At 68.4% G+C, this 11,779-nt stretch carries 10 protein-coding genes, 1 tRNA gene and 1 pseudogene; 6 read left to right on the forward strand and 6 right to left on the reverse strand.

Annotated features, from left to right (window positions below; genetic code table 11):
- From ACFWF3_RS08605 to argS, 6 genes are all read right to left on the reverse strand, one after another.
- A partial coding sequence (locus ACFWF3_RS08605) for a Rho termination factor N-terminal domain-containing protein (protein ID WP_379313082.1) occupies window positions 1–607 on the reverse strand: 607 nt, incomplete at its 3' end.
- A gap of 361 nt (window positions 608–968) precedes the next feature.
- A complete protein-coding gene (gene thrB / locus ACFWF3_RS08610; protein WP_378996181.1) occupies window positions 969–1,895 on the reverse strand; it encodes a homoserine kinase in 927 nt (308 codons plus the stop codon).
- Between the two features lie 25 nt (window positions 1,896–1,920).
- On the reverse strand, window positions 1,921–3,015 hold the full coding sequence (thrC, locus tag ACFWF3_RS08615) for a threonine synthase (RefSeq protein ID WP_379313083.1): 1,095 nt from the start codon (window positions 3,013–3,015) through the stop codon (window positions 1,921–1,923).
- A gap of 94 nt (window positions 3,016–3,109) precedes the next feature.
- Window positions 3,110–4,450, reverse strand: coding sequence for a homoserine dehydrogenase (locus ACFWF3_RS08620; protein WP_358071802.1), 1,341 nt, complete (start codon window positions 4,448–4,450; stop codon window positions 3,110–3,112).
- Window positions 4,447–5,868 carry a diaminopimelate decarboxylase gene (gene lysA / locus ACFWF3_RS08625; RefSeq protein WP_379313085.1) on the reverse strand — a complete coding sequence of 474 codons (1,422 nt, stop codon included), beginning with the start codon at window positions 5,866–5,868 and terminating at the stop codon, window positions 4,447–4,449. The genes ACFWF3_RS08620 and lysA overlap by 4 nt, the downstream gene beginning before the upstream one ends.
- A 34-nt stretch (window positions 5,869–5,902) precedes the next feature.
- On the reverse strand, window positions 5,903–7,564 hold the full coding sequence (gene argS / locus ACFWF3_RS08630; RefSeq protein WP_379313086.1) for an arginine--tRNA ligase: 1,662 nt from the start codon (window positions 7,562–7,564) through the stop codon (window positions 5,903–5,905).
- 89 nt (window positions 7,565–7,653) lie between these two features.
- Between argS and ACFWF3_RS08635 the strand changes: the two genes are divergently transcribed.
- The 6 genes and pseudogenes from ACFWF3_RS08635 to ACFWF3_RS08660 all read left to right on the forward strand — a co-directional run.
- A complete protein-coding gene (locus ACFWF3_RS08635; RefSeq protein WP_378996189.1) occupies window positions 7,654–8,541 on the forward strand; it encodes a DUF3105 domain-containing protein in 888 nt (295 codons plus the stop codon).
- Window positions 8,541–9,263 carry a DUF305 domain-containing protein gene (locus ACFWF3_RS08640; protein WP_379313087.1) on the forward strand — a complete coding sequence of 241 codons (723 nt, stop codon included), beginning with the start codon at window positions 8,541–8,543 and terminating at the stop codon, window positions 9,261–9,263. The genes ACFWF3_RS08635 and ACFWF3_RS08640 overlap by 1 nt, the downstream gene beginning before the upstream one ends.
- 113 nt (window positions 9,264–9,376) lie before the next feature.
- A tRNA-Arg gene (locus ACFWF3_RS08645) sits at window positions 9,377–9,449 on the forward strand.
- A gap of 263 nt (window positions 9,450–9,712) precedes the next feature.
- Window positions 9,713–10,339 carry a hypothetical protein gene (locus ACFWF3_RS08650; protein ID WP_378996193.1) on the forward strand — a complete coding sequence of 209 codons (627 nt, stop codon included), beginning with the start codon at window positions 9,713–9,715 and terminating at the stop codon, window positions 10,337–10,339.
- Window positions 10,340–10,396: 57 nt separating this feature from the next.
- Window positions 10,397–11,479: pseudogene (locus tag ACFWF3_RS08655) on the forward strand (metallophosphoesterase); the annotation flags it as partial.
- Window positions 11,480–11,627: 148 nt separating this feature from the next.
- On the forward strand, window positions 11,628–11,779 hold a 152-nt coding region (locus tag ACFWF3_RS08660; protein WP_379313089.1), incomplete at its 3' end, for an aldehyde dehydrogenase family protein.

Raw genomic sequence — 11,779 nt, forward strand, 5'->3', positions numbered from 1 at the left:
CGGCGCCGTTGCGGTCGCCACGCTCGCGGCGACGCTCGCCCTGATCGCTACCTTCGGCCTTGTCGGCCTGCTTGGTCTCCTCGGCGCGGTTCTCGGCCGGGGCGCGGTTCTCGGCGGGAGCATTGTCGCCACCACCGGAACGGGCCTGGTCACGTCCACGACGCTGCCGACCGCGGCCACGCTGACCGCCGTCGCGACCGGAATCCTCGCCTGCGTCGGCGGGGGCGTCGGTCTTGACCTGCTCGGTCGCGGCCTGCTCGGCCGGAACCTCGACGGTCTTGGCCTCGGGGGCCTTGACCTCGACGGGAGCCTGCTTCTCGACGGGCGCGGCCTGCTTGTCGGCCTTGGCGGACTTCTCCACCTTCGCGGGCGCTTCGTTCTTGACGGGCGCTTCGTTCTTCGCGGGCGCGTCGTTCGCGACGGGCGCGGCGGCGGGCTTGTCCCCCTTGGCGGGCGCTCCGGATTGATTTTCCTTGATAGCGGCGATGAGATCGCCCTTACGCATTCCGGAGGTACCTCGGATACCGAGCTCCCCCGCCAGTGCGCGCAACTGCGGCAACAGCATTCCAGTCAGCCCCGATCGTGCGACGTCGGTTTGTTCGCTCATTTTCGAAATCTGTCCGGATTCACTTTCGCGGCTGCCCGAGTTCGTAGGGTTGGAATCCACCCCGGGTGTCGCGAGCAGGTCCGTTTCTGTCACGGAAGTCCTTTCCTTCCCTCGAATGCCGTGTGCTGATTCGAGGGTTCCGTTCCGTAGACCCGGCAATATATGCCGAGCTCGGATTATGCGTCCATGTTCGACGCCTGTGCCGTACTACCCGCCGCGGGAGGACCGGAGGCCTTCGCCACCAGAAGACAGTGGTGAGGGGAGCGATTGCCCTGATGAAGCACCGGCGTCTGATGCGCACGATGTACGGACTTGCTCAGAATAGCTGCCTATTGCGAACAACGGCAAGGCAGGCACGCCGTCAGTCGATCGATACCCCGTCGGCAATGCCGGGTTCGACCACGCGCAGACCGTCCGATTCGGCCTGTTTGCGCAGGTCATCGGGGAATTCTTCGGTGGTCAGGGCAAGCACGGTCGGGCCGGCGCCCGAGACGGTCGCCGCGATACCCGCGGCGCGCAACAGCTCGATCCACTTCGTGGTGAGCGGTAGCGCGGGGGCACGCTGGGTCTGGTGCAACCGGTCGGCGGTGGCCGACATCAGCAGATCGGGACGTTCGGTCAGCGCGACAACGGCCAGCGCCGCCCGGCTGACGTTGAACGCCGCGTCACCGTGGGGCACCTGCTCGGGCAGCAGCCCGCGGGTGTGCGCCGTGGACGAGCGTTCCTGCGGGATCAGCACCACCGGACGAAGGGCCGATGCCGGAGTGAGCCGCACGGCCCGGTAGGCGCGGGTCTGCGCGGCATCGGTTTCGGTCCACGACACCACGATTGCCCCGAGCACGCTGGCAGCGGCATTGTCGGGGTGGCCTTCGAACTCGGAGGCGAGCTGCACCAGCCGGTCGTCGTCCATGCGCAGCGCGGGATCGAACTTCGCGGCCAGCCCGGCGCCCGCGGCCAGCCCGCCGACCACGGCCGACGCGCTGGAACCCAGCCCACGCGAGTGCGGAATCACGTTGCGGCACACCACGTCGAGACCGTCGGCCCACACACCCAGCGATTCCAGTCCACGCTCGATCGCGCGGACCACCAGATGTGTTGGGCCCCAAGGCACGTCGTCGGCGCCTTCACCCTCGACGCGGATGCCGAGTCCCGACTCGGTAGTGCGCACCACGATTTCGTCGTAGATGCCCAATGCCATTCCGAGACAATCGAATCCGGGACCGAGATTGGCCGTCGAGGCGGGAACACGCACGGTCACTTCGAGACCGGCGGGCAGCGTCGCTGTCATCAGCGTTGGCTCGGGTGCGGTCAACTCAGGCCAGCTCGAGTTCGCGGGCGATAGCGACCGGGTCGACCGCGATCGGCTTGACCTCCGGCATTCCGGCCAGCGCGTTGTCGGGGTCCTTGAGACCGTTGCCGGTCACGGTGCACACGACGGTCAGGCCCGAATCCAGCCAGCCTTCCGTGCGCGCGGCCAGCAGACCGGCCACACTCGCGGCCGACGCGGGCTCCACGAAGACGCCCTCTTTCGCGGCGACGAGGCGGTAGGCGGCCAGGATCTCGTCGTCGGTGGCCGCGCGGAACGCGCCACCGGACTGCTCCTTGGCTTCCATCGCACCGTTCCACGACGCCGGGGCGCCGATCCGGATGGCGGTCGCGATGGTCTCCGGGTCCTTCACCGGCGCACCGTTGACCAGCGGCGCGGCACCGGCGGCCTGTACACCGAGCATGCGCGGCAGCACCGAGGTGATGCCGTCGGCGTAGTACTCGCGGTATCCACGCCAGTAGGCGGTGATGTTGCCCGCGTTGCCGACCGGCAGCACGTGCACATCGGGCGCCTTGCCGAGTACATCGCAGATCTCGAACGAGGCGGTCTTCTGGCCTTCGATACGCGCCGGGTTCACCGAGTTCACGAGGCCCACCTGCGGGAACTCCGCGGTCACCTTGCGCGCGAGCTCGAGGCAGTCGTCGAAGTTGCCCTCGACCTGGATGATCTTGGCGCCGAGCATCACGGCCTGGGCCAGCTTGCCCATCGCGATCTTGCCCTGCGGGATCAGCACGGCGCATTCCATGCCCGCGCGGGTGGCGTACGCCGCGGCCGAGGCCGAGGTGTTGCCGGTCGACGCGCACAGCACGGCCTTCTGGCCGCGGTACTTGGCGTCGGTCATTGCCATGGTCATGCCGCGGTCCTTGAACGAACCGGTCGGGTTGGCACCCTCGACCTTGAGATACACCTCGCACCCGGTGAGCGCGGACAGGTGCGGCGCGGGGACCAGCGGGGTACCGCCCTCGAACAGGGTCACCGGCTCCCAGTCGGCCGCGCCGGCCAAGCGGTCGCGGTAGGCAGCGATCAGACCGGGCCAGCGCGAGTGCACGCCCGACTGCGGGGCGATTCCAGTCGGGCTCATGCCAAAGCTCCCTGCGTTGCGGCGCAACCATGCGCATACGTGTGGTCTGCGTACGATGCGGTGCGAATGTCAGCGACGCCGCGCACATTCCGCGTCATTCTTCGGTGCCTTCCAATCTGAGAACGCTGGTCACAGCGGTGACGGATTCCATGTCCGCCAATACGGCGACAGTATCTGCCAGCGACGACTCCACCGCATGGTGGGTGACGACCACGAGCCGGGCGCCGTCGCCGTGGCCCTGCTGACGCACGGTCGAGATGCTCACCCCGTGCTGGGCGAAGGTGTCGGCGACCGCGGCGAGCACGCCGGGACGGTCCTCCACCTGCAGGTTCACGTGGTAGCGGGTGGGGGTGTCGCCGATCGGCGCGATCGGCAGCTCAGCATAGACCGATTCGCCGGGCGCACGACCACCGTAGAACTTGTTACGCGCGGCCATCACCAGGTCACCGAGCACGGCCGACGCGGTGGGGGCGCCACCGGCGCCCTGCCCGTAGAACATCAGGCGACCGGCGTTGTCGGCTTCCACGACGACGGCGTTGAACGCGCCGTTCACCGAGGCCAGCGGGTGCTTGCGCGGGATGAGCGCCGGGTAGACGCGCACCGAGACGCGATCCTTGCCGCCCTCTTCCAGCGTCGGCTCGCCCGGACCGGCCGAGACGCGCTCGCAGATGGCGAGCAGCTTGACCGTGCAGCCGACGGCCGACGCGGTCTCCAGGTCTTCGGCGGTGATCTTGGAGATGCCCTCGCGATAGACATCGGCCGCGGTCACCCGGGTGTGGAACGCCAGCGAGGCCAGGATCGCGGCCTTGGCGGCAGCGTCGTAGCCCTCGACGTCGGCGGTGGGGTCGGCCTCGGCGTAGCCGAGCGCGGTGGCCTCGGCGAGCACGTCGTCGTAGGCGGCGCCGGTCTCGTCCATCGCGGAGAGGATGAAGTTGGTGGTGCCGTTGACGATGCCGACGACCTTGTTCACCCGGTCACCCGACAGCGACTGGATCAGCGGCCGGACCACCGGGATCGCACCGGCGACGGCGGCCTCGAAGTACAGGTCGGCGCGGCTGCCCTCGGCGGCGGCGGCGAGTTCGCCGGTGTAGTCGGCCAGCAGCGCCTTGTTGGCGGTCACGACGGACTTGCCCGCGTTGAGCGCGTCGCCGATCAGCTTGCGGGCGGGGTCGATGCCGCCCATGACCTCGACGACCAGGTCGACGTCGTCGCGAGCGACGAGCGCGGAGGCGTCGGTGGTGAGCAGCTCGGCGGGCAGACCGCGGTCCTTGCTGATGTCGCGCACCGCGACACCGCGCAGCACGAGCGGCGCTCCGACGCGCGAACGCAGGTCATCGGCGTGATCGCGCAGCACGCGAACCACCTCGGTGCCGACAGTGCCCATCCCGAGCACGGCTACGCCGAGCGGACGTCCCGCGTCCTTGGTGCCGTTCATTCTTCCACCTCCAGGCTGAGCAGGTCCGCCACCGTTTCCCGGCGCAGAATCAGTCGCGCCGCACCGTCACGCACCGCGACCACGGCGGGCCGGGTGAGCAGGTTGTAGCGGCTCGACATCGAGTAGCAATACGCACCGGTCGCCGCCACGGCCACCAGGTCACCGGGGGCCGCATCGGCGGGCATCCACGTGTCACGAATGACGATATCGCCACTCTCGCAATGCTTTCCGACCACGCGCGCGACGACCGCATGGGCGTCCGAGGAGCGCGAGACCAGACGGCAATCGTAGTCGGCCTGGTACAGCGCGGGGCGGATATTGTCGCTCATCCCGCCGTCCACACTGACGTAGCGACGGCGCGCGCCACCGTCGAGTTCGACATCCTTGATGGTGCCGACCTCGTACAGGGTGATGGTGCCGGGACCCGCGATCGCGCGACCCGGTTCCACGGCGATGGTCGGCTCGGGCAGCCCGGCACGGGCGGCTTCGGCCGCGACCAGAGCGCGCAGGTTGGTGGCGAATTCACCCAGCGGCGGCGGGTTGTCGCTCGGCAGGTACGAAATGCCGAGACCACCGCCGAGATCCAGGGTCGAGATCTGGGCGGTGCGGTCGATGCCGAACTTGTCGATGGCCTCGCGCAGCAGGCCGAGCATGCGGCGCGCGGCGATCTCGAAACCGTCGAGTTCGAAGATCTGCGAGCCGATGTGGCTGTGCAGACCGACCAGACGCAGGTTGTCGGCCTCGAAGACGCGCGCGAGGGCTTCCATGGCGTCGCCGCCCGCGATCGAGAAGCCGAACTTCTGGTCCTCGTGCGCGGTGGAGATGTACTCGTGGGTGTGTGCCTCGACGCCGACGGTCACGCGGACCAGCACGTCCTGCACCACGCCCGCCGCACCGGCGACCGCTTCGAGCCGCTCGATTTCGTAGAGCGAGTCGACGACCACGTGCCCCACACCGGCCGTGACGGCCGCTTCGAGCTCGGGCACCGACTTGTTGTTGCCGTGCAGCGCGATGCGCTCGGCCGGGAAACCGGCGTTCAGCGCCACCGCGAGCTCGCCGCCGGAGCACACGTCGAGGGAAAGGCCCTCGTCACGGATCCAGCGCGCGATCTCGCCACACAGGAACGCCTTGGACGCGTAGTGCACGCGGGCGTTCGGCCCGAACGCGGCGACCATGTCGCGGCAGCGCGAGCGGAAGTCGTCCTCGTCGATCACGAACAGCGGCGTGCCGTACTGCTCGGCGAGCTGGGTGACGGGCACGCCCGCCAGCGCGACCACACCGTCGTCACCGCGCGAGGCATTGCGCGGCCAGACATTGTCGGGGAGGTCGATCATCTCCCTCGGGTCGGTCGGGCGCTCGGCCAGACTCGGCGCGTGCGGGATCTCTGCGTGCCGGGGACCGGCCGGGTGTGCACTCATCGCAGTGCGTCCTTCCTGAAAAGCTTGCCGGTGTTCACATGCGCTCCGGTGCGCTCACGCCGAGCAGGGCAAGGCCGTTGGCCAGCACCTGACGGGTCGCCTTGACCAGTTCGAGGCGAGCCGCGTTGAGCGGGGTGACGGCGTCGTCGCCCTTGGGCAGCACGCGCATGTCGTCGTCGGACTGGAACGGGTGGTACACACCGGCCAGTTCTTCGAGGTAGCGGGCGATGCGATGCGGTTCGCGGGTATCGGCGGCGGTCGCGACCACGCGCGGGAAGTCGCCGAGAGTGCGGATCAGATCGCCTTCGCGACCGGAGGTCATCAGCGCGAAATCCGGTTCGACAGAAGCGAATTCGGGGTACTTCGCGGCATTGCCGATGATGCTGTTGGTCCGCGAGTGCGCGTACTGGACGTAGTAGACCGGGTTCTCGCTGCTCGCCTTGGTCCACAGGTCCAGGTCGATGTCGATGCTCGAGTTCACCGAGGAACGCACCAGCGAGTAGCGCGAGGCGTCGACGCCGATCTGTTCGACCAGGTCGTTGAGAGTCACCACGGTGCCCGCGCGCTTGCTCATCTTCACGGCGACGCCGTCGCGCACCAGGTTCACCATCTGCCCGATCAGCACCTCGACGGTGTCGGGGTTGTCGCCGAACGCGGCGGCGGCGGCCTTCAACCGGCCGATGTAGCCGTGGTGGTCGGCGCCGAGCATGTAGATGGCCAGGTCGAAACCGCGGCCACGCTTGTTCTGGAAGTAGGCGATGTCTCCGGCGATGTAGGCGGCGTTGCCGTCGCTCTTGAGGACCACGCGGTCCTTGTCGTCGCCGTATTCGGTGCTGGCGATCCACCAGGCGCCGTCCTTCTCGTACAGGTTGCCCGAGTTCTTCAGCTGCTCGACGGCCTGTTCGACGGCGCCGGAGGCGAACAGTTCGCTCTCGTTGAAGTACACGTCGAAATCGGTGCCGAACTCGTGCAGGTCCGCGCGGATCTGGGCGAACATCTGCTGCACGCCCTCGCTGCGGAACACCTCGTGCCGCTCGTCGGCGGGCAGGGTGAGCACATCGGGATGCGCGGCGACGATGCCCGCGCTGATCTCGGCGATGTACTCGCCCGCGTACCCGTCCTCCGGGGTCGGTTCGCCCAGTGCGGAGGCGACCAGCGACTTCGCGAAGCGGTCGATCTGCGCGCCGTGGTCGTTGAAGTAGTACTCCCGCGTCACGTCGGCGCCCTGAGCGGCCAGGATGCGACCCAGCGCGTCACCGACGGCGGCCCAGCGGGTACCGCCGAGGTGCACCGGACCGGTCGGGTTCGCGGAGACGAACTCGAGGTTGATCTTGGTGCCTGCCAGCGCGGACCCGGTGCCGTAGATCTGCCCCGCGGTCAGGATCTGGCTGACGATGACGCCCTGCGCCGAAGCGGCGAGACGGATGTTCAGGAAGCCGGGCCCGGCGATCTCGGCCACATCGATCCCCTCGGTGGCCGACAGCGCCTCGGCGAGCCAGCCTGCCAGCTCGCGGGGGTTGGTTCCGACCCGCTTGGCCACCTGCATCGCTACATTCGTGGCATAGTCGCCGTGTTCGGGGTTGCGCGGACGCTCCACTGTGACCTGCTCGGGCAGGACCGACGAGTCCAGTCCGCGTTCGACAAGCACCTTCGCCGCGGTGGTACGAAGGAGATCTGCAAGGTCAGCTGGAGTCACGAGTCTCTATCCTATTGGCTGGGCCCCTTGCAACCACGACCGCCCGCCACGAACCCACCGATCCACACGTCGAAAGAGCACAACGAGCGATGCCTAGCAGGACCAGCGCCACATCAGCCAAGGCCGTGCGGGCCGCGGGGAAGTCGTCTCCGTCCCGCAAGACCCGCAAGGGCAACCTTCCGGGCAAGAAGCGCGACACCCCATGGGTGCTGCTCGGCGCGGGCGTCGCCATCGTCGCGCTGATCGGGCTGCTGGCCTACAGCCTGGTGCCCAAGTACATGGACCAGGCCGCGATCCGCGAGGCCCAGACCGACCTCAAGGAATGGGTCCCCTCCAAGGAGAACCAGGACCCGTCGGCGAAGATCGACGGCGTCGTGAAGTCGGAGTACCCGGCCGGTCTGCACGTGACCGCCAGCCAGCGCGTGGCCTACGACAAGGCCCCCGCCTTCGGTGGCCCGCACGACGGCGCGTGGGCGAACTGCACGGGCACCGTGTACGCCAAGCCGATCCGCATGGAGAACGCGGTGCACTCGCTCGAGCACGGCGCGGTCTGGATCGCCTACAACCCCGACAAGGTCGACGCGGCCGGTGTCGAGAAGCTGTCGAACTTCGTCAAGGGCCGTCAGTACTCGCTGATGTCGCCGTACCCGGGTCTGGACTCGGCGGTCTCGCTGCAGTCGTGGGGCCACCAGCTCAAGCTGGACAACGCCGACGACGCGCGGATCAAGCAGTTCATCTCCGCCCTGCGTGAGAATCCCTACGCCTACCCCGAGGTCGGCGCGAGCTGCTCGAACCCGATCTTCGACGCGAACAACCCGCCGCCGTTCGACTCCTCGCCCTACGGTCCCGAAGCGGTCCCGATGGACGGCAAGGGCCTGACGCAGGACCAGACCGAGCTCGGTGGCGGCGGCACGGGCTCGGGCATCCCCGGCCTGCCGAACATCCCGATGCCGGGCGGCCTGCCCGCGGGTCAGTAGTGAGCACGGAGGAGAGCGCGGTCGAACCCGACGACACCGCGCCCGAGTCGAGCGCGCGTCGCCCGGCCGGGGCGGTGCTCGTTCTCGGCGCGATCGGTCTGCTGCTGCTCGGCGCGGTGGCGGGTGTGTTGTTGCGGATGCCGCTGGAGAAGAACGCCGAACCCGAGCCGAGCGCGGTCGACATCGGTTTCAGTCAGGACATGTCGGCACATCACGCGCAGGCCGTCGACATGGCCGGAGTGGCCCTGATCGCCTCCACCGACAACGATGTGCGTCGCCTCGCCTACGACATCCTGACCACTCAGCAGAACCAGATCGGCCGCATGCAGGCCTGGTTGCAGCTGTGGGGCGAGTCCAACCAGAACGTCGACGGCTACATGGGCTGGATGAGCGACGACCACGGCAGCACCGGCCACCACGGTGGTTCCACCGCCGAGCCGGCGATGTCGGGCCCGATGCAGTCCATGCCCGGCATGGCGAGCCAGGAGGAGATGACCGCGCTGCGCCGGTCCACCGGCCCCGCACTGGACACGATGTTCCTGCAACTGATGCTGCGCCATCACCAGGGCGGCGTCCCGATGCTCGACTACGCCGCCGAGCACGCCGACACCACCGCGGTCCGCACCCTGGCCGCCACGATGTCGAAAACCCAAGAGGGCGAATCGCAGCTGATGATCACCATGCTCGCCGCCCGCAACGCCACCCCCCTCCCCCTCGGCTGACAACCGCGGCCGGACCGGCCCCAACCCCCGGTCCGGCACAGTTTTTGGCGCACCGCACTCGATGCGATACGCTGTCGCTGCCCGATCGCCTCACCGCGACCGGCATCTATCCCGCCCTCGTAGCTCAGGGGATAGAGCGTCTGCCTCCGGAGCAGAAGGCCGCAGGTTCGATTCCTGCCGAGGGCACCGAAGAAGGCCCCGACCACTTGGTCGGGGCCTTTCTCGTTGGCGAGCCAGGACGAGGTTTCGATCGGCCACCGAGCCAGGCAAGCCCCCACTCGACGCCGTCATGGCTTCATCTTGCCTTCACGAAGGCATCCAGCCCCGGGTGAGGTCGAGTGGAGCGCGGAGGTTATGGTTCGCCTCGTTTGTTCGATATTCAGGTTTGATCTCGCACGGTTCCATAGGTTTTGGGGGTCGACGCCCCCGATGACATCAGGAGCGTTGCCATGACGAATCCGCCCGAGGGACAACAGCCTCCCTTCGGTCAGCAGCCGCCCGGCGATCCGGGGATGCCGTCCGGGCCGCCGGGGTATCCGCATGCGGGGTTCGGGGCCGGGGGGCCGCCGGGGCCCGAGTATCCGGGTGGGCCCGATGTGTTCGTGCCACCGCCCGCGCCGAAGAAGAAGCGGACCGGGTTGTTCGTGGCGTTGGGGATCGTCGCGTTGGTGGTCGTCGGTGTGCTGGTGACGGGGGTCGTGCTCACGTTGCAGGGGCGTACGCCGTTGTCGTCGGACGAGAAGCAGATCGACGTCGCGGTGCGCGACTTCTACGACACGCTCGATGCCGACGGTTTCATCGCCGCCGCGCAACTGGCCTGTCAGGCGGATCGCACGGAAATCGACAATCTCACCCCCGAGCAGCGGGCGCAGTTCGAGCGGGCGACGGTGCAGGTGACGATCGACGAGGTCAAGGACATCGTCATCACCGGCGACGACGCGAAAGCGACGGTCACCGGTCAGCTGACGCTGTCGGTGGAGGGCGAGGAGCCCGATACCGAGTCGAGTACCGAGGAGCACCTCACCAAGGAAGACGGCACCTGGAAGATCTGCTCGGCACCGGCCAACAAACACTGACCGAACACCCGGTGACGCTTCCCGGTATCGCCTGGAACCGCCGTTACGCTCGACAGCATGGGCTGCTGCGGAGCGTCGCGCCGAACCGTACTGGCCGCCGCGGCGGGCGCGGCGCTCGCCGCGGCGATACCGGGTTCCGGTGCGGCGCATGTCGATCCGCTGATCGCGCTCGATCTGGAAATCGTCACCGTGACCGATCGTGGCGCGGTACTGACCTGGACCACGTTCGGTCTCGATCCGGCAGGCCGGCCCTTTCCGGTCCCCGCCGATACCGAAGTGCGCCTGGCCCCGGCGGATTCACCCCGCGAGCCGTTCACCGTCTACCACGACGACTCCAGAACCCCGTTCCACTACGCCGAGATCGACGACCTCGAGCCCGGCCGCCCGTACCGATTCCAGGCCCTGTCCAACGGAATTCGCGCGCTCCCCGCCCCGGCGCTCACCACGGCGGCACCCGGCGCTCCCGAAGCTCGCGGCGAATTCACCACGCTCACACCACCTCCCGGACGTCTGCTACACACCATCGCCCTGGCCAACGACGTGCACTACGGCGAGACGGTGAGCGGCATCGTGATCGCCGGTTTCCCACCCGGATACCAGAGCGACCCGCCCTATCCGCGGTTCATGCTCGACGGCCTCCTCGCTGATATCAGCGCCCGCGACGCCTCGCTCCTGCTGCTGGCAGGCGACCTCACGAACGAGGCCACCGCCGACGAATCACGTGCTGTCCGACAACGTCTGGACGCATGGGGAACTCTCGGCACCGACTACCTGGTCGCCCGCGGCAACCACGACCGCCCGCACGACTATCCGGACTGCGCCGACTGCTGGGGCGATCAGTTCCTACCCCGTCAGCAATTGACCGAACACCACCTCGGCGACCTGCGCATCCTCGGCCTCGACACCAGCGCCCCGGATGCCGCGGGCGGCACCATGGACCGCCCGCAACTCGACGCCCTCACCGAAACGCTGCGCGCCGACCCGGACCGGCCGACCATCGTGTTCGGCCACCACCCCGTCACCGCCGAGGCGGGCTTCACCAATATCGGCGGCCACGGCTTCATCCTCGACCGCGCGACCGCCCTCGAACTACAGAGCCTCTACCAGCAGGCGCCGGGCGTCTTCCTGCACCACAGCGGTCACACCCACCGAACCAGACGCACCCGGCCCGACCTGCCTTGCGCGGTGGAATTCTTGGAAGTCGGTGCGGTGAAGGAGTATCCGGGCGGTTACTGCCTGCTCCACGTCTACGAGGGCGGCTACCGGGTGAACTTCCACAAGACCCTTCATCGACGGCGAGTTCACCGAGGCGGCCGACGGGCAGGTCTTCAAGACCCTCTCCCCCTCGACCGAGGAGGTCCTCTCCGAGGTGGCCCGCGCGGGCGCCGAGGACGTGGACCGCGCCGTGCGGGCGGCCCGCCGGGCCTTCGGCCCCTGGTC

This window comes from Nocardia sp. NPDC060220 (assembly GCF_042727815.1).
Classification (GTDB): Bacteria; Actinomycetota; Actinomycetes; order Mycobacteriales; family Mycobacteriaceae; genus Nocardia.